General features: G+C 74.8%; 17 protein-coding genes and 1 riboswitch. Of the genes, 7 read left to right on the forward strand and 10 right to left on the reverse strand.

From position 1 onward, the window contains the following. Window positions 1-5: 5 nt before the first annotated feature. Window positions 6-126, forward strand: a riboswitch (SAM riboswitch). Window positions 127-178: 52 nt separating this feature from the next. Next, on the forward strand, window positions 179-1,441 hold the full coding sequence (locus ABZW14_RS25415) for an aminotransferase class V-fold PLP-dependent enzyme (RefSeq protein ID WP_355351011.1): 1,263 nt from the start codon (window positions 179-181) through the stop codon (window positions 1,439-1,441). 38 nt (window positions 1,442-1,479) lie between these two features. On the opposite strand, the gene ABZW14_RS25420 is transcribed toward ABZW14_RS25415, so the two are convergent. Next, window positions 1,480-2,739, reverse strand: a complete 1,260-nt coding sequence (locus ABZW14_RS25420; protein ID WP_355351118.1) for an FUSC family protein — start codon at window positions 2,737-2,739, stop codon at window positions 1,480-1,482. A 74-nt stretch (window positions 2,740-2,813) separates the two neighbouring features. Between ABZW14_RS25420 and ABZW14_RS25425 the strand changes: the two genes are divergently transcribed. After that, complete coding sequence (locus ABZW14_RS25425; RefSeq protein WP_355351013.1) at window positions 2,814-3,449, forward strand: metal-dependent phosphohydrolase; 636 nt, start codon at window positions 2,814-2,816, stop codon at window positions 3,447-3,449. Here ABZW14_RS25425 and ABZW14_RS25430 read toward each other — a convergent pair. After that, window positions 3,421-3,741: a DUF4031 domain-containing protein gene (locus tag ABZW14_RS25430; protein WP_355351015.1), complete on the reverse strand. Its 321-nt coding sequence runs from the start codon at window positions 3,739-3,741 to the stop codon at window positions 3,421-3,423. The two genes, ABZW14_RS25425 and ABZW14_RS25430, sit on opposite strands and share 29 nt — an antisense overlap. Before the next feature lie 57 nt (window positions 3,742-3,798). Here ABZW14_RS25430 and ABZW14_RS25435 point away from each other — a divergent pair, with 57 nt between their 5' ends. Then, entirely contained in the window at window positions 3,799-5,199 is a 1,401-nt protein-coding gene (locus tag ABZW14_RS25435; RefSeq protein WP_355351017.1) for an FAD-linked oxidase C-terminal domain-containing protein, read from the forward strand. Window positions 5,200-5,203: 4 nt separating this feature from the next. Here the strand turns inward: ABZW14_RS25435 and ABZW14_RS25440 are convergent, their stop codons facing one another. Both ABZW14_RS25440 and ABZW14_RS25445 read right to left on the reverse strand, forming a co-directional pair. Further along, the gene (locus tag ABZW14_RS25440) at window positions 5,204-5,713 is read right to left on the reverse strand and encodes a hypothetical protein (RefSeq protein WP_355351019.1); all 510 of its coding nucleotides are present in this window, start codon (window positions 5,711-5,713) and stop codon (window positions 5,204-5,206) included. 62 nt (window positions 5,714-5,775) lie between these two features. After that, window positions 5,776-7,602: a glycerol-3-phosphate dehydrogenase/oxidase gene (locus ABZW14_RS25445; RefSeq protein WP_355351021.1), complete on the reverse strand. Its 1,827-nt coding sequence runs from the start codon at window positions 7,600-7,602 to the stop codon at window positions 5,776-5,778. 64 nt (window positions 7,603-7,666) lie between these two features. On the opposite strand from ABZW14_RS25445, the gene ABZW14_RS25450 reads away from it, so the two are divergent. The 3 genes from ABZW14_RS25450 (at window position 7,667) to ABZW14_RS25460 (ending at window position 11,543) form a co-directional block, all read left to right on the forward strand. Then, window positions 7,667-10,243, forward strand: coding sequence for a S8 family serine peptidase (locus tag ABZW14_RS25450; protein WP_355351023.1), 2,577 nt, complete (start codon window positions 7,667-7,669; stop codon window positions 10,241-10,243). Window positions 10,244-10,286: 43 nt separating this feature from the next. Then, window positions 10,287-11,216, forward strand: coding sequence for a GNAT family N-acetyltransferase (locus tag ABZW14_RS25455; protein ID WP_355351025.1), 930 nt, complete (start codon window positions 10,287-10,289; stop codon window positions 11,214-11,216). 84 nt (window positions 11,217-11,300) lie between these two features. Continuing rightward, window positions 11,301-11,543: a hypothetical protein gene (locus ABZW14_RS25460; RefSeq protein ID WP_355351027.1), complete on the forward strand. Its 243-nt coding sequence runs from the start codon at window positions 11,301-11,303 to the stop codon at window positions 11,541-11,543. Window positions 11,544-11,624: 81 nt separating this feature from the next. Here the strand turns inward: ABZW14_RS25460 and groL are convergent, their stop codons facing one another. The 3 genes from groL to ABZW14_RS25475 all read right to left on the reverse strand — a co-directional run bounded on the left by groL (window position 11,625) and on the right by ABZW14_RS25475 (window position 15,161). After that, on the reverse strand, window positions 11,625-13,247 hold the full coding sequence (gene groL, locus ABZW14_RS25465; RefSeq protein WP_091267381.1) for a chaperonin GroEL: 1,623 nt from the start codon (window positions 13,245-13,247) through the stop codon (window positions 11,625-11,627). A 275-nt stretch (window positions 13,248-13,522) separates the two neighbouring features. Beyond that, the gene (locus tag ABZW14_RS25470; RefSeq protein WP_355351029.1) at window positions 13,523-14,839 is read right to left on the reverse strand and encodes a hypothetical protein; all 1,317 of its coding nucleotides are present in this window, start codon (window positions 14,837-14,839) and stop codon (window positions 13,523-13,525) included. Between the two features lie 118 nt (window positions 14,840-14,957). Further along, complete coding sequence (locus ABZW14_RS25475) at window positions 14,958-15,161, reverse strand: cold-shock protein (protein WP_067305333.1); 204 nt, start codon at window positions 15,159-15,161, stop codon at window positions 14,958-14,960. Window positions 15,162-15,385: 224 nt separating this feature from the next. Between ABZW14_RS25475 and ABZW14_RS25480 the strand changes: the two genes are divergently transcribed. Next, complete coding sequence (locus ABZW14_RS25480; RefSeq protein ID WP_355351031.1) at window positions 15,386-15,904, forward strand: GNAT family N-acetyltransferase; 519 nt, start codon at window positions 15,386-15,388, stop codon at window positions 15,902-15,904. 111 nt (window positions 15,905-16,015) lie between these two features. Here ABZW14_RS25480 and paaN read toward each other — a convergent pair whose 3' ends face one another. The 3 genes from paaN to thrC form a co-directional block, all read right to left on the reverse strand. Further along, window positions 16,016-17,689, reverse strand: coding sequence for a phenylacetic acid degradation protein PaaN (gene paaN / locus ABZW14_RS25485; RefSeq protein WP_355351033.1), 1,674 nt, complete (start codon window positions 17,687-17,689; stop codon window positions 16,016-16,018). Between the two features lie 52 nt (window positions 17,690-17,741). Then, window positions 17,742-18,761: a GNAT family N-acetyltransferase gene (locus ABZW14_RS25490; RefSeq protein WP_355351035.1), complete on the reverse strand. Its 1,020-nt coding sequence runs from the start codon at window positions 18,759-18,761 to the stop codon at window positions 17,742-17,744. A 295-nt stretch (window positions 18,762-19,056) separates the two neighbouring features. Beyond that, window positions 19,057-20,346: a threonine synthase gene (gene thrC / locus ABZW14_RS25495; protein WP_355351037.1), complete on the reverse strand. Its 1,290-nt coding sequence runs from the start codon at window positions 20,344-20,346 to the stop codon at window positions 19,057-19,059. Window positions 20,347-20,353 lie beyond the last annotated feature (7 nt).

Below are 20,353 nucleotides of genomic sequence, written 5' to 3' on the forward strand. Positions count from 1 at the left end.
GAACAGGTCACGAGTGCCAGCGTGAAGCCCCGGCTTGCTGGCCGGCAACCCTCGTCGAGTTCGCGGTGGGGTGCCCCGGGTGATGACCGGGCCCAGCCCGAACCGCGTGCTGGGCAAGCGCGGACCCCGTTCCCGGTGCCCACCCACCCGGGGTCCCCTGGACCCGGGAGGCTCCGGCATGACCCTCACCCTCGCACCCGCACTGCCCACGCTCGTCAGCCCGAGCCGGCCCGACCCGCTCGGCGTGCTCGGCGTACCCGGGGAGATCAACCTGGATTACGCGGCCAGCGCGCCGTGCGCGCGGGCCGCGGCCGACGCGGTGGCCGAGCTGCTGCCCTGGTACGCGAGCGTGCACCGGGGCGCCGGCGCGCTGTCGCGGCGCTGCACGCTGGCCTACGAGCGGGCCCGGCAGACGATCGCGGACTTCGTCGGCGCCCGCCCCGACGACCACGTGATCTTCACCCGGAACACCACGGACGCGGTGAACCTGCTGGCCCGGGCGCTGCCCGCCGGCACCACGGTGGTCACCTTCGCCGGTGAGCACCACGCGAACCTGCTCCCGTGGCCGCGCGGCTCGGTGCGGCTCCCGGTGCCGGACGGCCCGGCCGGCGCGGTCCGCTCCCTCGACGCCGCCCTGAGCGAGTTGTCCCGCGACGCCCGGCCCGGACTGCCGGTGCTGGTCGCGGTGACCGGCGCGAGCAACGTGACCGGGGAGCGCTGGCCGGTGGCCGAACTGGCCCGGGTGGCGCGCCGGCACGGCGCCCGGATCCTGGTCGACGCCGCGCAGCTCGCCCCCCACGCCCCGGTGGACCTGGCCGCCCTGGACGTCGACTACCTGGCGCTGTCCGGCCACAAGCTGTACGCCCCGTTCGGCGCGGGCGTGCTGGTGGGGCGGGCGGACTGGCTGGACGCCGCCCCGCCGTACCTGGCCGGCGGCGGGGCCACCAGCCACGTAGGCGCGGCCACCCACGAGGTGCGCTGGGCCACCGGCCCGGCCCGGCACGAGGCGGGGACCCCGAACCTGCTCGGTGCGGTGGCGCTGGCGGCGGTGTGCGCGGCGCTGGCCGACGCGGACCGGGACGACCTGCACGCCCGCGAGCAGGCGCTCCTGGCCCGGCTCCGGGCCGGCCTCGCCGCACTGCCGCACGTGGTGGAGCTGCGCACGTTCGGGCCGGACGCGCCCCGGGTGGGCATCGTCAGCTTCGTGGTCCCCGGCCGGGACTCCGCCGAGGTGGCCGCCCACCTGGCGACCGCGCACCGGATCGGCGTCCGGGACGGGCTGTTCTGCGCCCACCCGCTCGCCCGCCGCCTGCTCACCGAGGCGGCGGCCCGCAGCGACCGCCGCGACCTCCCCCCGACCGCCCTGCGCGCCAGCCTGGGCCTGGGCACCACCGAGTCGGACGTCGACGCCCTCCTGACGGCCCTGGCCACCCTCCCCTGACCACCGTCCGCCCCGCCCGGGTGCGTGGGTGCCGGGGGTCAGCCGACCGGTGGGGCCGTGGGGGGTTTGGGCGCCGGGTTCTGTTCGGTGGTCTCGCCGGAGCGCTGCTCCCGTTCGCCGAACGCCTGGCGGACCAGGCGGTTCGCGTCCTCCTGTTCGATGCCGGAGGCCACCAGGAGGTCGCTCGCCGTGGTACGCACCTGGGCGATCACCACGCTGCCGGAGAAACCCACCCCCTCGGCGTACGCCCGGCCGGCCTCGCTGACCGCGCGGAGCGACCGCTCCCGGGCCTTCTCCGGCTCCTCCCCGACGGCGAACTCGTGCCGCAGCAGCCGTACCGACTCGGCCAGGTGCGCGATCGAGTCGGGCATCGGCTCGGGGACGGGCTCCTCGTCCTCGATCATGGTGACCGAGCGGCGGATCAGCGTGCCGCTGTTCCGCATCGCCCGGTCGATCGGTTCCGCCGCCTCGGCGTAGTGGGTCAGTTCGCCCCGCCGGTGCCAGCGGGCCGGTGAGATCGTGATGGTCTCCTTGGCCCCCTCGATGGCCTCGCCGAGCGCGGCCAGTTCCTCCTTGTTCTCCCGGAGCCGGAACAGCGCCTCCTGGGCCGCACCCCGGTCGCGGCTGCGCAGCGCCTCCGCGCAGATGTCGAGCTGCCCGGCGAGCAGGTCCAGCGCCGGCCGGGCCGCCCGGTTGATCACGCGCAGCGGATTGAGCGGCAGGAGGATCGCGGTGACCACCAGCGCGATGCCGCCGCCGATGAACGCGTCGACGAAGCGGGGGAACTCCAGGTTCTGGGTGGACGGGCTGAGCGTCACGATCAGCACCGCGGTGGCCGCGGCCTGGATCACGATGGCCACGCTCGCCCCGGCGAAGATGGTCAACAGGATCGCCGCGGTCACCACGAGGCCGAGTTGCCAGGCGCCCGTGCCCAGGAAGTAGATGAGCAGGTCGCCGACGAAGACCCCGACGGCCACCCCGATGATCAGCTCGACGGTCCGGCGGAACCGCTGGCCGACCGACGCGGCCAGGGTGCCGACCGCCGAGATGGGCGCGAACACCGGCTGCGGATTGTTCAGCAGCCGGTGGGAGACCAGGTAGGCCAGCCCGGCCGCGAGGCCCGCCTGGACCGCCAGGCCGGTGGCCGTACGCACGCGGTGCATGCGGTCGTGCAGGGTGGCCCTGCCCCGGCGCCGGAGCTGCTCCACGGCCTCCGAGATGCGGGCCCCGTCGACGTCGACCAGTCCTTCACGCAAAGCGGTACGCCGGAAGAACCTCGGTCGTCGGTCCCGGGCCACGGCCATGGCCGGTACTACCCGCCCCGCCCGAGGTGAATCCTGCGAACCGGCCGCGGTGGGGCAGACTGCACCGGGTGGGCGAGCTGATCGAACGGTGGCGGGACGCGGCCCGGGCGGCGGGGGCCACCGACCCGGCCGGTGTCGAACGGGCCGGGGCCCGGCTGCTGGCCGGCTGGCGGGAGCCGCACCGGCACTACCACACGGTGGCCCACCTGCGGGCGGTGCTCGACGTCGTCGACGCGTACGCCGGGTCGGCCCGCCGCCCGGACCTGGTCCGGCTGGCGGCGTGGTGCCACGACGCGGTCTACGACCCGCGCGCCGGGGGCGACGCCAACGAGCGGGCCAGCGCCGAGCTGGCCGGGGACCTGCTCGCCGCCGCCGGGCTGCCGGCGGAGGCGGTGACCGGGGTACGCCGGCTGGTGCTGCTCACCGCCGGTCACGCGGTCGGGCCGGACGACCCGGACGGCGCCCTGCTCTGCGACGCCGACCTGGCGGTCCTGGCCGCCCTGCCCGCCGACTACGACCGCTACGCCGCCGCCGTCCGCCGCGAGTACGCCCACGTCCCCGACCCGGACTTCCGCGCTGGCCGGGCCGCCGTGCTGACCGCCCTGCTGGCCCTCCCCCGGCTCTACCGGCTGCCCGAGCCGCACACCCGCTGGGAGGACCGCGCCCGCGCCAACCTCACCCGGGAACTCGCGACCCTGAGCTGACCCCGGCGTCCCCCGGGCCGGCCGGGGCGGGGACCGCGCGGGGCTTGGGGCGGCGCAGGTCGGCGGCGCGGAGGAGCCGGACGATCTCGCGGGAGGGGACGAGGCGGGCGCCCAGCCAGACGGCCACCGGGACGCGCTCGGCCGGGAGGTCGTAGTGGTCCCGGTCGAAGCCGCGCCGGGGCACGCCCAGCGCCTCGGCGAAGGCGTGCAGCTCGGCGTACGAGACGTCGCTGACCAGGTGCGACCAGAGCCGCCCCCGCGAGGGCACCGAGGGCGGGTCCACGTAGAGCATGGCGACCAACGGTACGCCGGTTGGTCATCCCCGCCGGCACGACCTAGCCTTCCCGGCATGGCCGCCCATCCCCTCGTCGACGACCTGCGGGCCGCGCTCGGCGATGCCGCCGTGCTGACCGACCCCGACCTGCTGCGCCTGCACGAGCGGGATGAGGCCGACCTGTGCGCGGCGGGCAGCCCGCTCGTGGTGGTCCGCCCGCGCAGCACCGAGGAGGTCGTGGCCGTGGTCCGCGCGGCCGGCCGGCACGGCGTACCCGTGGTGCCGCAGGGGGCGCGGACCGGGCTGGCGGGCGCGGCGAACGCGGTCGACGGCGCGGTGGTGCTGAGCACCGTGGCGATGGACCGGATCCTGGAGGTCGACCCGGTCAGCCGGATCGCCGTGGTGCAGCCCGGCGTGGTCAACGCGGTGCTGGCCGGGGCGGTCCGCGCGCACGGGCTCTGGTACCCGCCCGACCCCGGCTCCTGGGAGTCGTCCACCATCGGCGGCAACGTGGCGACCAACGCGGGCGGCATGTGCTGCGTGAAGTACGGCGTGACCACCGAGTACGTGCTCGGGCTGGAGGTGGTGCTCGCCTCCGGCGAGGTGCTGCGCACCGGCCGGCGCACGGCCAAGGGGGTCGCCGGCTACGACCTGACCCGACTCTTCGTCGGCTCGGAGGGCACCCTCGGGGTGGTCACCGAGGTGACCGTGGCGCTGCGGCCGGCACCGGAGGAGTCGCTGACCCTGGTCGCGGTCTTCCCCACCACGGCGGCGGCCGGCACCGCGGTGGCCGGGATCGCCGAGCGCGGCCTCACCCCCAGCCTGCTGGAACTGCTCGACCGCACGCACCTGCGGGCCATCGAGGCGTACCGGCCGATGGGGCTGCGCACCGACGCGCGGGCGCTGCTGCTGGCGGCCGTCGACACCGGTTCCCGGGCCGCCGACGACCTGGCCAGGCTGGCCGGGGTGTGCACGGCGGCCGGTGCCGACGAGGTCTACGCCGCCACCGACGCGGAGGAGGCGGCCGCCCTGCTCCAGGCCCGGCGGCTGGCCCACCCGGCCATGGAGAAGTTCGCCGCCGACACCTTCCCCGGCGGCAACGGCGGCCTGGTCATCGACGACGTGGCGGTGCCCCGGGGCGCGCTGGCGGCGCTGCTCGACGGGGTGGCCCGGATCGCCGAGGAGTGCGACGTGCCCATCGGCGTCGTGGGGCACGCCGGCGACGGCAACATGCACCCGAACATCGTGGTCGACCGGGCCGACCCGGCCGGCCTGGCGCGCGGGCGGCGGGCGTTCGACGAGATCATGCGGCTCGGGCTGGAACTCGGCGGCACCTGCACCGGCGAGCACGGCGTCGGCCTGCTCAAGCGGGACTGGCTGGCCCGGGAGATCGGCCCGGTCGGCGTGCGGGTGCACCAGGCCATCAAGGCGGCGCTGGACCCGGCGGGGCTGTTCAACCCCGGCAAGGTGCTCTGACGCCTCAGCTCTTGTCCTCCGCCGGGGTGGCCTGAGTGATCAGCAGCAGGACCTCGTACGCCACCGGCGGCTTCGGCTCACCCGGGCAGTCCTGGATGGTGATGGTCAGCCCCGGCGGGATCAGCAGCGTCGAGGTCAGCGCGTCGATGCAGCCCTGCTTGTAGTGCCGCGCCTCGTCGGTCTCCCCCGCCAGGGCCGGGTCGGCGAGCATCCGCTGCAACCGCTGCGCCTGATCGGGAGTGAGGACCCCCGTCGAGTCGACCCCGTCGCCCGCGCAGTCACGGCACTGCCACCGCCCGGCCGGGTCCACCTCCAGCGTGCGCGGCGGCCCGGCCGCGCCGAGCTGCTGCACCAGGGAGACCCGCCGCCCGTCCGGGGTCGGCGAGGCGGCGCCCGGCCCGTCCGGCGTGGTGGCGCCCTCGGCCCGATCGAAGAGCGAGCAGCCGCTCAGGGCGGTCGCCAGCAGGACGCCGACGGACAAAGCACGGACGCGCGACCAGGATGGGCGAACCACGCCGGGAAACCTACACTTCCGTAGGTAAGGCCGGAACCCTCCGGAGAGACGTTACCGACGGGTCACCGGGAAGACGACGCCACACTGTCGCCGTCGGCCCCCCGGTCCGCCGCGAAGCCCCGCACGTCCGGCGCGCCCAGTCGGGCCGCGTCGGCCGCCACGTCGTCCGCCATGAGCTGCGACTGCCGCTCGGCCTCCACCCGGGCCCGGTAGTGGGCCACCTCGCGGGCCCGGGTCGCCTCGTCCCAGCCGAGCACCGCACCCATCAGCTCCGCGGCGTGCTCCGCCGACTCCAGGCCCCGGTGGCTGGTCTCGATGGAGATCCGGGTACGCCGGGTCAGCACGTCCTCCAGGTGCAGCGCCCCCTCGGCACGGGCCGCGTACGTCACCTCGGCGGCCAGGTATTCGGGTGCGCCGGCCAGCGGGGAACCGAGCAGCGGGTCCGCCTCGACCAGGGCGAGCAGGTCCAGGGTGAGGGTGCCGTAGCGCTCCAGCAGGTGCTCGACCACCCCGACCGGCACCCCGTGCCGGCGGGCCAGGTCGGCCCGGTCCCGCCACATGGCCGCGTACCCGTCGGCGCCGAGCAGCGGCAGGTCGGCGGTGCGCGACGGGCGGGTCCACCCGAGCCGGTGCACCGCCCGGTCGACCACGTCGGAGGCCATCACCCGGTAGGTCGTGTACTTGCCGCCGGCCACCAGTAGCAGCCCGAGCATCGGCTCGATGACCGCGTGCTCCCGGGAGAGCTTGGAGGTGGAGTCCGCCTCGCCGGCGAGCAGCGGGCGCAGCCCGGCGTAGACGCCCTCGATGTCGTCGGTGGTGAGCGGGCGGTCCAGCACGGTGTTGACCTGCTCCAGCAGGTAGTCGATGTCCTTGGCGGTGGCCGCCGGATGGGACCGGTCCAGCCGCCAGTCGGTGTCGGTGGTGCCGATGATCCAGTGGCCACCCCACGGGATGACGAACAGCACGCTGGTTGCGGTGCGCAGGATGAGGCCCGCCTCGCCGGTGATCGCCGAGCGGGGCACCACCAGGTGCACGCCCTTGGAGGCCCGGACCCGGAAGCCGGGGCGCAGCCCGACGTCGTTGAGCATCCGGGACATGTCGTCGCTCCACACGCCCGTCGCGGCGATGACGGTGCGGGCGCGTACCTCGAACTCGGCGTCCGGCGAGCCGGCGGGCGCCTCCAGGTCACGCACCCGGACGCCGGTGACCTCCCGGGCCTGCCGGATCAGGCCGACCGCCCGGGCGCTGGTCACCACGGTCGCGCCGAGGCTGGCCGCGGTGCGCGCCAGCGTCACCACGAGGCGGGCGTCGTCGACCTGGCCGTCGTAGTAGCGGATCGCACCGGCCAGCCGGTCCGGCCGCAGGCTCGGGAAGATGCGGTGCGCGCCCTCCCGGGTCAGGTGCCGGTGCAGCGGCATGCCGCGCCCGCCGCCGAACACCCCGGCGAACACGTCGTAGGCGGCCACGCCGGCGCCGTAGTAGGAGCGGCGGAAGAGCCGGCGGGGCAGGTCGCGCAGCCCGCCCTCGGCGGGGAGCGGGACCAGGATCGGCACCGGGCGCACCAGGTGCGGGGCCAGCCGGGTGGCGAGCAGGCCGCGCTCGGTCAGCGCCTCGTGCACGAGGTGGAACTCCAGCTGTTCCAGGTAGCGCAGGCCGCCGTGGATCAGCTTGCTGGACCGGCTGGAGGTGCCCGCGGCGTGATCGCGCGCCTCCACCAGCGCCACCTTCAGGCCACGCGACGCGGCGTCGAGCGCGGCACCCGCCCCGGTCACACCACCACCGATGACCAGCACGTCGAACCGCTCGGCGCGGAGCCGGCGCAGGTCATCGGCGCGGCGCTCGACGGAGAGCTGACCGGCCACGGATCGGGACACGTTGGGGTCGCGCACCCGTCCACCGTAACCGTCGCCCGTCGTCGGCGGCACCTACCCGCCGGGCCGTACGGTGAGGGCCATGCAGCCCGGCCCGCCCACCGCTCCCGTACCCCCGTTCGGTCCCGCTCGCCGCGACACCGGGCCGTGGCCGGTGGTCGCCGCGGTGGTGACCGGCGCCTGGGCCGTGCTCGTCACGCTGCCGGGCCAGCTCGTCGGCTGGGTGGTCGACCAGCTCGTGCTGGTCGCGGGCCAGGACCGCTCGGTGGCCGTCTGGCCGGTGGTGGCGCTGGTCACCGTGCTGCTGGTGGGCGCGCCCACGCTGGCGCTCGCGCTGCTCCCCCGCTCCCCGGCGGTCCGGGCGACGGGCCGCGCCTGGCTGGCCGGCACGCTCGCGCTCGGCGCGCTGACCCTGCTCCGGGCGCTGCCGCCCGTGCACCACGAGGCGTACCTGGCCGCGCTGGCCGCGGCCGCCGCCCTGCTCGCCCTGGTCCTCGACCGGCTGGCCGGCCGCCGCGCGGCCGCTCCACCGGCTCCTGGCGGCGCGCTGGCTCCGGGCAGTGCCCCGGCTCCCGGCGCCGCCCCAGCTCCCGGCACTGCCCCGGGTGCCGGCGCCGCCCCGGCTTCCGATACCGCGCGGGTGCCGGGCGGCGCGCCAGGTGGTCGGCGCGACGGTGCGGCCGCTTCCGGCGGCCGGGGTGCGCGGTTCGGGCCCGTGACGCTGCTGGCGGTGGCCGCCGGGCTGGCGTCGCTGCTGCCGTGGGCCTGGGTGGGCGCGCTGGGCGGCGCCCTGGAGACCCTGCTCGCCGCGCTCGCGGCCGCCGCGCTCGGCGCGCTCGCCGCGGTGCTCCTCGGCCCCGCGTTCTGGGCCGCGTTCGCCGTCGGCACTCCGCCCCGGCCGGCCCGGCTGGTGCTGGTCGGCGGGCTGGTCGCCGGGGTGACCCTGGCGCTGCTGGGCGCCGGGGCCGGCCAGTCCGGGGCGCAACTGCCGGCGCTGCTCCTGCTGCCGCCCCTCGGCTTCGTGCTGGGCGCGCTGGAGGCGGCGGCCCGGCGCGCCGGGCGTCCGGCCGGGCGCCGGCCGGTGCGCTGGCTGGTCGGTCTCGCGCTGCTCGGGCCGCTGGCATTCGCCGATCCGGAAGAGGTCACCGTCCTGCTGGCGACCAGCCGCGACGTCCCGTTCTGGGTCGCGGGGGCGACCGGCGCCGCGTTCGCCGTCGCGGTCCTGCTCGCCGTCGGGTACGGGGTGCTCCTCGCCCGGCCCCGCGCCCGCGGGCCCCGGCGCGGCCTGGCCGGGGTGACGGCCGCGGCCCTGCTCGCCGCCGTGGTCGTGGTGTACGCGGTCCCCGGCCAGCCCGGCCTGCACGGGGAGCGGCTGCTCGTGGTGCTCCGCGAGCAGGCCGACCTGACCGGCATTCCCGCCGGGGCACCCGGCCGGGCCGGCCGCGACGCCCGGGCGGCCGAGGTCTACCGGCGGCTCGTGGCCACGGCCGGGCGGACCCAGGGCGACCTGCGCCGCGAGCTGACCCGGCTGCGCCTGCACCCGACGCCGTACTACCTGGTCAACGCCATCGAGACGGACGGCGGGCCGGAGGTCCGGGCCTGGCTCGCCGGCCGGCCCGAGGTGGCCCGGGTGCTGGTCAGCCAGCGGCTGCGGCCGCTGCCCGCGGAGGCACCCCCGACCCGGGGCACCGTGCCGGCCCCGACCGGTCCGACCTGGAACGTCTCGCTGATCGGCGCGGACCGGGTCTGGTCGGAGCTGGGCGTGACCGGCGCCGGCGTGGTGGTGGGCAGCTCGGACTCCGGAGTGGACGGCCGGCATCCGGCCCTGGCCGCCGGCTTCCGGGGTGGCGACGACTCCTGGTACGACCCCTGGGAGCACCGCCGGACGCCGGCCGACCGGGGCGGCCACGGCACGCACACGGTGGGCAGCGCGGTGGGCCGGAACGGGATCGGGGTGGCCCCCGGCGCGAGCTGGGTCGGCTGCGTGAACCTGGACCGCAACCTGGGCAGCCCGGCCCGCTACCTCGACTGCCTCCAGTTCATGCTGGCCCCGTTCCCGCCCGGCGGGGATCCGCTCACCGACGGGCGGCCGCAGCGGGCGCCGGACGTGCTGACGAACTCGTGGGGCTGCCCGCCGGTCGAGGGCTGCGACCCGGGGGCGCTGCGCCCGGCGACCGCCGCGCTGGCCGCGGCCGGCATCCTGGTGGTGGTGGCCGCCGGCAACACCGGCCCGTACTGCGGCTCCATCGCGGACCCGCCGGCGCCGTACCCGGACGTGCTCACGGTCGGTGCGGTCGACCGGGCCCGCCGGCTCACCCAGTTTTCCAGCCGGGGGCCGGCCGCCGGGGGCGCCGCCAAGCCGGACCTGGTGGCGCCAGGCGCCGGGGTGCCGTCGGCGTACCCCGGGGGCGGTTACGCCACCCTGGACGGCACTTCGATGGCGACCCCGCAGGTGGCCGGCGTGGTGGCGCTCATGTGGTCGGCCAACCCGGCGCTGGTCGGCGACCTGGACCGGACCCGGCGGATCCTGGCCGAGACGGCCACCCCGGCCACGGCGCCCACCGACGCGCCCTGCGGCGGCGCCCGGAACCTGGTCGGCGCCGGCCTGGTCGACGCGTACGCGGCGGTCCGCGCCGCGCGGGCCGCGAACCTCGGTTAACAACCCTGTCCAATGGCCTGCGGATGACCTAGGGTCGGCGTCCATGGACGTGGAGATCATCGAGCTGGGTCCGGACCGCCTGCCCGAGGTCGTGGAACTCTGCCGGCGCGCCCTGGACCTGCCGGAGGACGCCGCCGAGGCGCCGGCGATCGTGGGCAGCCTCGCCGACCGGGCGGCGGCCGACCGGCCGGTGCTGCGGCTGGGCGCGGTCCGTGGCGGCGCGCTGGTCGGGGTGCTGGTCGGCTCGCTGTCCGGGCGGGACGCGCGGCTCGGTCACGTCGACCTGGCTGCCGTGGCGCCGGAGGAGCGCCGTCAGGGGATCGGCGGCTCCCTGCTGGCCGAGGCCGAGGCCCGGCTCGCCGGGCTCGGCGCGGACGAGCTGCTGCTGGCCGGGAACCCGCCGCACTACGCCTGGCCGGGCATCGACGTGCGCTACACCCCGGCGGTCTGCGCCGCGCTGCGGCTCGGCTACCGGCAGGACCGGACGGCCTGGAACATGACCGCCGACCTCAGCGAGGGCTCTGCGGCGCTCCGCTCCACGGAGGCCGCCGAGCAGCGGCTGGCCGGGCGGGGCGTCACGGTCCGCCGGGCCGAACCGGCGGACCTGCCGGCGCTGGCCGGGTTCGCCCGGGCCACCTTCGGCGGCGCCTGGGACGGCGAGTTGGCCGGGTCGGTCGGCCGGCCGCACGCGGGCGCGCACCTGGCCGAGCGCGACGGGGAGATCCTGGGCTTCGCGGCGTACGGGTCGTCGCGGCCGAGCTGGTTCGGGCCGATGGGGACCGCCCCGGCGGCCGAGGGCTCGGGCATCGGCGGCGTGCTGCTCCGGCGCTGCCTGCGCGACCAGGCGGCGGCCGGGATCGAGGCGGCGCAGATCGGCTGGGTGGGCCCGGTGCCGTTCTACTCGGGGGCGGCGGGCGCGCGGATCGAGCGGGTGTTCTTCCTTTACCGGAAGGAACTTAACGGACAGAAGTAACTAAAGTTACATAGACGGCAATAACGCCGTTCGCCCTCCCCGGCATCGACCGGCCCCTACGGTCGGGGATTAGAGGAGGCGGGCATGACCACGGACGACGAACGGACCGACGACCAGCCACCGAGCTGGCGACCGGTCGGCGAGCTTCCCGGCCAGCTGCCGTTCGACCGGCTCGATTTCGGCGACGCCGAGCAGCTCGCGGAGATGACCGGAGCCGACGGGCCGCCGACCGAGGAACCACTGCAACCGGTGGACGAACCCATCCGGCTCACGCCGCCCTACGACCGGGCGCACAAGCGACGCAACCAACGTCGACTGCCGACCTGAGAGACACGGCCTGAGACATACGGAAAGGGGGCGGACCGCTGACGCGGCCCGCCCCCTTCGGCGTGCTGGGTGGAGCAGGACTCAGAAGTCCATCTCCCCGCCACCCGGGCCAGCCGGGGCGGCCGGGGTCTTCTCCGGCTTGTCCGCCACGACGGCCTCGGTGGTGAGGAACAGCGCGGCGATCGAGGCGGCGTTCTGCAGGGCGGAACGCGTCACCTTGGCCGGGTCGATGATGCCCGCGGCCAGCAGGTCCACGTACTCGCCGGTCGCGGCGTTGAGGCCGTGACCCGGGTCGAGGTTGCGGACGCGCTCGACGACGACGCCACCCTCGAGGCCGGCGTTGACGGCGATCTGCCGCAGCGGGGCGTCCAGCGCGATCTTGACGATCTGCGCGCCGGTCGCCTCGTCGCCCGCCAGGTCCAGCTTGTCGAAGGCGGTCTTGCCGGCCTGCACCAGCGCGACGCCACCACCCGGGACGATGCCCTCCTCGACGGCGGCCTTCGCGTTGCGGACGGCGTCCTCGATGCGGTGCTTGCGCTCCTTCAGCTCGACCTCGGTGGCCGCGCCGACCTTGATCACCGCAACACCGCCGGCCAGCTTGGCCAGGCGCTCCTGCAGCTTCTCGCGGTCGTAGTCGGAGTCGCTCTTCTCGATCTCGGCCCGGATCTGGTTGACCCGACCCTGGATCTGCTCGGCGTCGCCGGCACCGTCGACGATGGTGGTCTCGTCCTTGGTCACCACGACCTTGCGGGCGCGGCCCAGCATGTCGAGGCTGACGGCGTCGAGCTTGAGGCCGACCTCCTCGCTGATGACCTGACCACCGGTGAGGATGGCGATGTCGGCCAGCATGGCCTTGCGGCGGTCACCGAAGCCCGGCGCCTTGACGGCGACCGACTTGAAGGTGCCGCGGACCTTGTTGACCACCAGGGTGGCCAGGGCCTCGCCCTCGATGTCCTCGGAGATGATCAGCAGCGGCTTGCCCGACTGCATGACCTTCTCCAGGATCGGGAGCAGGTCCTTCACCGAGGAGATCTTGCTGTTGACGATCAGGAGGTACGGGTCGTCGAAGACGGCCTCCATACGCTCCGGGTCGGTCATGAAGTAGGCGGAGATGTAGCCCTTGTCGAAGCGCATGCCCTCGGTGAGCTCAAGCTCGAGGCCGAAGGTGTTGCTCTCCTCGACGGTGATGACGCCTTCCTTGCCGACCTTGTCCATCGCCTCGGCGATGATCTCACCGACGCTGGGGTCGGCGGCGGAGATGGAGGCGGTGGAGGCGATCTGCTCCTTGGTCTCCACGTCCTTGGCGAGCTTCAGCAGCTCCTCCGAGACGTTGGCCACGGCGGCCTCGATGCCCCGCTTCAGGGCCATCGGGTTGGCGCCGGCGGCCACGTTGCGCAGACCCTCACGGACCAGGGCCTGGGCCAGGACGGTCGCCGTCGTCGTGCCGTCACCGGCCACGTCGTCGGTCTTCTTCGCGACCTCCTTGACCAGCTCGGCGCCGATCTTCTCGTAGGGGTCCTCGAGCTCGATCTCCTTGGCGATGCTCACACCATCGTTCGTGATGGTGGGGGCACCCCACTTCTTCTCGAGCACGACGTTGCGGCCCTTGGGGCCGAGGGTCACCTTCACGGCGTCGGCGAGCTGGTTCATGCCCCGCTCGAGGCCGCGGCGCGCCTCTTCGTCGAACGCGATCATCTTGGCCATACGGCGTTGTCCTCCTGGACACTCACGGGCCATCCGAGGGTTCCCCGGATGGGCCGTCTGGTGTACGCACCTTGGGGACGTCGCCACCTGGCGACGACGACGTCTCCTCGGTCGGGCCGGACAGCCCGCGACGACCGGCCCCGTGCCGCTCCGGCGCCATCTGACGACCGTCGCGACCGTTGCCCTACCGTCCCGACCATTGGCACTCACCGTACGCGAGTGCCAATGACTTGTTTAGCACTCTCCCTAGCCGAGTGCAAGCACACTGCCCCCGCTCAGCCGAGTTCCGCGGCCAGTCGGGCGGCGTTCACCGGGCCTTCCTGCGCCCGCTGCTCGGCGTAGGTCGCCACCAGCCCGACGAGCTGCGCCAGATAGGCCGGGGTGGCCAGCACCGCGCCCGCCACGGCCAGCGCCACGGCGCCCGCCGCGGTGCCCGCAGCGGCCATCGGATCCACGCCGAAGACGAGCTGGTTGATCAGCCCGAGCACGCCGTCCAGCACCGCCGCGGCGATCAGCACGCAGATGACCAGCGCCACCCGACCCAGCACCATGCCGAACCGCTGGTGGAACATCCGCCAGGCCCGGCCGATCGGCTCCTGCCGCTCGAACAGATAGATCGGGCCGAACAGGGCGAAAGCGAACGCCGCGTAGAGGCCCGGTAGCAGGCAGAAGCAGGCGCCGACCGCGATCAGCAGCGAGGCCACGATGGTCCAGCCCCAGAGGCCGAGGGCGCGGCGCAGCCCGTAGCGGAGGGCGGCGCCGACACCGACCGGCTCCCCGGCCGCCTGGCGGGCGACCACCCAGGTGCCGGCGGCCCAGCCGGTGCTCTGCAGCGGGCCGAAGATCAGGGCGGCGAGCAGCACCGCGCCGTAGAAGGCGAACACGTGCTCGAAGTAGCCGCTGGGCAGCACCGGGGCGCCGTCCGGGCCGGTGACCGGCTGCTCGGTCGGTGCGAGGGCGAGCGAGATGACCGCGATCGCCGCCGCCGGGACCGTCTGGGTCAGCAGCATGATCGGCAGGAGCTGGCGCCAGCCGCGCCGCAGCGCGCCCCCGCACCGGCTGAACCAGGCGCCGATGCCCGCGTGCGGCGGGGTGACCAGCGGGTCCTGCGGGTCGAGACCCGGGTGCCAGCCATACGGCTGGCCGGGCACGGGGTAGCCGGCGCCGGGCATCGGGTGGCCCGGGTAGGTTCCGCCGGGCAGCGGGTGGCCGGGGTAGGCCGCGCCGGGCAGCGGAGCGGCGCCCGCCGGCCAGGTCCAGCCCTGCGGCGGCCCGGCCGGATCCACCGGATATGGCCCCCAGGGCTGCCCACCGGTGTCGGACTGGCCGGGCGCGGCGAACCCGCCGGGGGTGACCGGCGAGCCGGGTGCGGCGGACGGGCCGGGTTGCGCCGGCACAACGCTGTCACCGGGGGCGGCCGGCCGGACCGCCTGAGCCGGGGTGGGGGACCCGGGCGGGGTGGGGTCGACCGCATGCCCCGACGCCGGGGCCGGCTCGGGGGCCGGCGGCGTGGGCCGGGTCGGGTCGACCGGCGCACCGGGCGACGCCGGGGGCACCGGCTCGGCGGAACCCGACGGGGGCAGGTCGGACATGAACCCTCCTCAGCAGCGACGGCTGGAACGGCTCATGATCTTCCACGGCGCGGGCCTGCGCCGCAGCCCCCTCGTCGGGGTGTCGCGGCCGCCGATCGGGCGGCGGCCGCACGAAGGATCAGGCGATGACGCGGACCCGCTCGGCCTGCGGGCCCTTCTGGCCCTGGGCGATCTCGAACTCGACCCGCTGGCCGTCGTCCAACGCCTTGTAGCCGTCCATCTCGATCGCGGAGAAGTGGACGAAGACGTCCTGCCCGCCGTCGACGGCGATGAAGCCGTAGCCCTTTTCCGAGTTGAACCACTTCACGGTGCCCTGTGCCACGGTGCACTTCCTCACTCTGCGCGGCGTTCCACAACCCCGGGAACCGGCGGACCGGCACCGGCCAGTCACCGGTTCGGCGATCGGTGACGGCCGCTGAATCGGGTGACCGAAATCGCACGCTACACGAGGAGTGACGACCGCGCACGACCACAAATCGGGCATATTCCGGTCGCGATGCGGGCCCGGCCGGGCGCGGGTACGCGCCCTTCCGGTATGCATGCGACATGACCAGCGCGCCCACCACGACCACCACCGTCCGCCGGGTCCGTCCGGCGGACGCCGCCCGGATGCGGGCGCTCCGGCTGGAGATGCTGGCCGACTCCCCGCTGGCGTTCCTGGAGACCGTGGCCGAGGCCGCCGCCCGGCCGCACGCCGAGTACGCGGCCCGGATCGCCGCCGTCTCGCAGGGGGAACAGAACGCGCAGTTCGTGGCCGATCCGGGCGGCCGCCTGGTCGGCCACGCCGGCGGCACGGTCGCCCCGGACGAGCCGGGGTTGACCCTCATCTACGCCGTCTACGTGACGCCCACCTGGCGGGGCAGCGGGCTGCTCGGCGCGCTGGTGGACGAGGTGGCCGCCTGGTCCCGGGCGTGCGGCCGGCCCGAACTCATGCTGGAGGTCGTGGTCGGCAACGACCGCGCCTGCCGGGCGTACGAGAAGCTGGGCTTCGTGGACACCGGCGCACGCGTCCCGCACCCGCGCATCCCGTCACTCCACGAACTCCAGATGCGCCGCCCCGCCTGACCACAGCCTGGGTGAAACGCCATGGAGGTCAAAAGCTCGGCTCGACCTCCATGACGTTCCACCGACGAGGGCACTCACCACAACGACGAGGTCGGGTGCACCACCGCAGGATCAGACGTGCCTACGGCTCTGCACGATGCGGAAGCGGTTCGCCACGTACGCCCCGTCGGTCAGCGCCGAATTCGCCGCCGGGTTCGCCCCGGAGCCGTGGAAGTCGGAGAACGCCGCGGACTGGTTGACGAACACGCCGCCGGTCAGGTTGCAGGACAGGTGCACGCCGGCGTCGATCGCCGCCGCCTCGGCCGCGTCCAGCACGGCCTCGTCGGTCGAGTAGACGCCCGCGGTCAGGGCGCCCTTCTCCCCGACGGTCGAGCGGAGGATCGCCAGGCTGTGCGCGGTCGAGTCGGTCGCGATGGCGAACGAGATCGGGCCGAACCACTCGCGGGAGTAGATCCCGGTGTCCGTCGCGTCGAGCTTCACCACGGTGGGCGTCCGCACCACGGCGTCCGGGAAGGACGGGTGCGCCACGGTCCGCGACTCCAGCACCGGCTCGCCGACCTTGGTGACCTCCTCCAGCCGCTCCAGCACGCCGTCGTTGACGATCGCGCCGGTCAGCTCGACGCCCCGGGCCGGGTCGGCGGTGAGCTTGGCGACCGCGCCGGCGATGCCGGCGGCCACCTCGTCGAAGCTCTTGTGCCCCTGGTCGGTCTCGATGCCGCCCCGGGGGATCAGGAGGTTCTGCGAGGTGGTGCACATCTGGCCGCTGTACAGGGTCAGCGTGAAGCCCAGGTTGCGGCACATCCCGGCGAAGTCGTCGGTGGAGTCGATCACCACCGTGTTCAGGCCGGCCTTCTCGGTGTAGACGGCGGCCTGCCGCGCGTTGGCCTCCAGCCAGTCGCCGTACTCGGTGGAGCCGGTGAAGTCCACGATTCTCACGCCGGGGTGCAGGGCCAGGGTCGAGGCGAGCTTCTCACCGGCCGCCTCGGGGGCGAGCTGCACCAGGTTGGGGTCGAAGCCGGCCTCGGCGAGCACCTGGCGGGCGTACTTCACGGTGATGGCGAGCGGCAGCACGGCGCGCGGGTGCGGCTTGACGACGACCGGGTTGCCGGTGGCCAGCGAGGCGAAGAGCCCGGGGTACGAGTTCCAGGTCGGGAAGGTGTTGCAGCCGATCACCAGCGCCACGCCGCGGGGCACCACGTGGAAGGTCTTGCTCATCCGCAGCGGGTCGCCCTTGCCGGCGGCCTTCTCCCAGCCGGCCGTGCCCGGGTGCCGGGTCATCTCGGCGTACGCGTAGGCGACCGCCTCCAGCGCCCGGTCCAGCGCGTGCGCGCCGCCGGCCTGGAAGGCCATCACGAAGGCCTGGCCGCTGGTGAACTGCACCGCGTTGGCCAGCTCGAAGACGTTCTTGTGCAGCCGGTCGAGGATCTCCAGACAGACGCCCACCCGGGCCTGCGGGCCGGCGTCGCGCCAGGCCGGCAGGGCGGCGGTGGCGGCGGCCACGAGCTGGTCCGCCTCGGCGTGCGGGTAGCGCACGTCGAGCGGCACGCCGAAGGGGCTGACCTCGGTGGCGACCGTGGCGCCGTCGCCGGGCTGGTCGAGCGGGAAGTCGCCACCCAGGTACGCCTCGAAGGCGGCCTTGCCGTCGGCGGCGGCGGTCTCGCCGTAGACCCGGGGGCTGGGGGACTCGGGATAGGCGGACCAGTACCCGCGCTCCGTGATCGCGGTCAGCGCCCGGTCGAGGGTCTCGGCGTGCCTGTCGTACAGGGGGTGCGGGGTCTCCGTCATGCCCGCCATCATGCAACAGCGAGCCACCAGATCAGTAGTGGCGTGTCACAAGTCAGATCGTCAGCTGCCAGTCGGTCGAGCCGGCCACCGGCCGGTAGCCGAGTTGCTCGTTGATCGCGATCATGTGGGTGTTCGTCGCCGCGTTGAAGGTGTCGATCACGCGCAGCTCGGGTTCGTGCGCGAGTGCGTGTTCGAGGTTCTCGATCTTCGTGAGCAGCCCGAGCCGGTGGCCGCGGTGGTCCGGGTCGACGATGGTGATCTGCTGCCAGGCGTGCCAGGTGGTGTTGGCGGCCAGGCTGACCATGCTCCAGGCGACCAGCCGACCGGACGCCTCGTGCACCGCACCGGCGCTGTACCGGCGGACCCCCCGTGCGTCGAGCGCCCGCTCCGTGCCGCGGATCCGCTCGGCGTCGACCTTCTCCTGCTCCCATTCCAGGTCACCGAGGGGCGCGTCCACCAGGAGCCGCCCCTCCAGGTAGGCGACGTCGGCGACGTACTCCTCGGGGGTGTGGTTCGACCAGCGGACGGTGCGGTAGCCGGCGGCGGAGGTGCGGGCCCCGGCGAGCAGGCCGGCCAGGCGCGGCCGGTCGAGGGCGGTGACGTCGAGCCGGCGGCGGACGTCGGCGAGCGCCGGCTTCGCGCCGATGGCGGCGGCGAAGGCGGCACCGGCCAGCTCCCGGGCCTCCTCGCCGGGCAGGGCGGTGACGGTCGAACCGATCAACCGCTTGCCGCCGCGTTCCCGCAGCAGCCGGAGCCCGTGCTCGTGCAGCGCCCGCCCCACCCCGCGCCGCCGGTACGCCGGGTCCACCACCAGTTCGGCGCTCGCGTTGTCGGTGTTGTCGAGGGTGTGCAGGTACAGCCGGAGCCAGCCGGCGGGCACGCCGTCGAGGCGCGCGACCCACCACCGGGTGTCGACGCCCGGCATCGGGTGCCGCAGCGGCGCCTCGAACCGTCGCCGGCACAGCGGCGGGAGGTCCGGCTCGTCCACGGCCTGGGCCGCGGCCGCCGTCCGGTAGACCGCGTCGAGGGTCGCCTGGTCGGCCGGATCGAGGGGGGAGACCGAGATGCCCATGCCCGCGAGCCTGGCTCACCACACAGCGAAGGGGCCAGCGGTTTTCCGCTGGCCCCTTCGGACGTTGGTCGGGAGGGACGTCCGCACAACGCCTCCGGCGTTGGGTCGCAAGAACTTGAAAAGTCTCCGGCGGATGCCCTCCCGCACGGAGCATCTTGCGCCGTCCAATTCCTGCCGTCAAGTCCTTGTCGGCGCGTTTTTCACACTCACAGCGAAAAGCCAGTTACCCAGCGGATCACCCCAATCCCCCGGCCGGGCGATCCGCCCCTCCCCCGGCCGGGTGAGCCGGGGGCGGTCAAGACAGGAGGCCGGCGTCGCGGGCGGCGCGGAGACTGGGCCGGATGCGGTGGGTGGGCCCGACCTCGGGCGCGACCGCGTCGAGGGTCTTGAGGCCCTCGCCGGTGTTGAACACGACCGTCTCGGCCGCCGGGTCGAGCCGGCCGGACTCGACCAGCTTGCGCAGCACCGCCACGGTGACGCCGCCGGCCGTCTCGGCGAAGACCCCGGTGGTGCGGGCGAGCAGCCGGATGCCGGCGCGGATCTCGTCGTCGTCGGCGTACTCCATCCAGCCGCCGGTGCGGCGCACCGCCTCCAGCGCGTAGAGGCCGGCGGCCGGGTCGCCGATGTTCAGCGACTTGGCGATGCCGGTCGGCTTGACCGGGACGATGGTGTCGGTGTCGTCGTGCAGCGCGGTGGCGATCGGGTTGCAGCCCGCGGACTGCGCGCCGAACACCTTCCAGCCGCCGGCCGGCGCCTCGACCAGCCCGATCTCGACCAGCTCGGCGAACGCCTTGTCGATCTTCGTGAGCAGCTCGCCGCTGGCCATCGGGATGACCACCTGCGCCGGGATCCGCCAGCCGAGCTGCTCGGCGACCTCGTAGCCGAGGGTCTTCGAGCCCTCCGCGTAGTAGGGCCGCACGTTGACGTTGACGAACGCGGTGTCCTCGAACTCGTCGGTCTCCACCAGCTCGCCGCAGAGCCGGTTCACGTCGTCGTAGGAGCCGTCGATGGCGACCAGGTCGCCGCCGTAGACGGCGGTGGTCACCACCTTGCCCTGCTCCAGGTCGCTGGGGATGAAGACCACCGACGGCACCCCGGCCCGGGCCGCGTGGGCCGCCACCGAGTTGGCCAGGTTGCCGGTGGAGGCGCAGGCGTAGCGCGTGAAGCCGAGGGCCCGGGCCGCGGTCAGCGCCACCGAGACCACCCGGTCCTTGAACGAGTGGGTCGGGTTGCCGCTGTCGTCCTTGACCCAGAGCGGGGCGGTGATCCCCAGCTCGGCGGCGAGGTGCGGGGCGGCGACCAGCGGGGTCAGCCCCGGGTCGAGGGTGACCCGGGTGGCCGGGTCCTGACCGGCGGGGAGCAGGGCGGCGTAGCGCCAGAGGTTGTTCGGGCCGGCCTCGATCTGCTCGCGGGTGACGGCAGCCAGGGCGGCGGTGTCGTAGTCGACCTCCAGCGGGCCGAAGCACTCGTAGCAGGCGTGCTGGGCGGCCAGCGGGTAGCGCGCCGAACAGGCGCGGCAGACCAGGGCGCGGGCCGGGCTGAGGCTGGTGTCGATGCCGGGGGCGGCGGGGATCGTCGACGTCATGTCGAGG

It is taken from the genome of Micromonospora sp. NPDC004551 (assembly GCF_040609975.1).
GTDB lineage: Bacteria > Actinomycetota > Actinomycetes > Mycobacteriales > Micromonosporaceae > Micromonospora.

What these genes read in the sequence shown, in the direction of transcription:
- ABZW14_RS25415 (WP_355351011.1), top strand. Translation starts at nt 179, where the DNA reads ATGACCCTCACCCTCGCACCCGCACTGCCCACGCTCGTCAGCCCGAGC.
- ABZW14_RS25430 (WP_355351015.1), bottom strand. Translation starts at nt 3,741, where the DNA reads ATGCTCTACGTGGACCCGCCCTCGGTGCCCTCGCGGGGGCGGCTCTGG.
- ABZW14_RS25435 (WP_355351017.1), top strand. Translation starts at nt 3,799, where the DNA reads ATGGCCGCCCATCCCCTCGTCGACGACCTGCGGGCCGCGCTCGGCGAT.
- ABZW14_RS25450 (WP_355351023.1), top strand. Translation starts at nt 7,667, where the DNA reads ATGCAGCCCGGCCCGCCCACCGCTCCCGTACCCCCGTTCGGTCCCGCT.
- ABZW14_RS25455 (WP_355351025.1), top strand. Translation starts at nt 10,287, where the DNA reads ATGGACGTGGAGATCATCGAGCTGGGTCCGGACCGCCTGCCCGAGGTC.
- ABZW14_RS25460 (WP_355351027.1), top strand. Translation starts at nt 11,301, where the DNA reads ATGACCACGGACGACGAACGGACCGACGACCAGCCACCGAGCTGGCGA.
- groL (WP_091267381.1), bottom strand. Translation starts at nt 13,247, where the DNA reads ATGGCCAAGATGATCGCGTTCGACGAAGAGGCGCGCCGCGGCCTCGAG.
- ABZW14_RS25470 (WP_355351029.1), bottom strand. Translation starts at nt 14,839, where the DNA reads ATGTCCGACCTGCCCCCGTCGGGTTCCGCCGAGCCGGTGCCCCCGGCG.
- ABZW14_RS25480 (WP_355351031.1), top strand. Translation starts at nt 15,386, where the DNA reads ATGACCAGCGCGCCCACCACGACCACCACCGTCCGCCGGGTCCGTCCG.
- paaN (WP_355351033.1), bottom strand. Translation starts at nt 17,689, where the DNA reads ATGACGGAGACCCCGCACCCCCTGTACGACAGGCACGCCGAGACCCTC.
- ABZW14_RS25490 (WP_355351035.1), bottom strand. Translation starts at nt 18,761, where the DNA reads ATGGGCATCTCGGTCTCCCCCCTCGATCCGGCCGACCAGGCGACCCTC.
- thrC (WP_355351037.1), bottom strand. Translation starts at nt 20,346, where the DNA reads ATGACGTCGACGATCCCCGCCGCCCCCGGCATCGACACCAGCCTCAGC.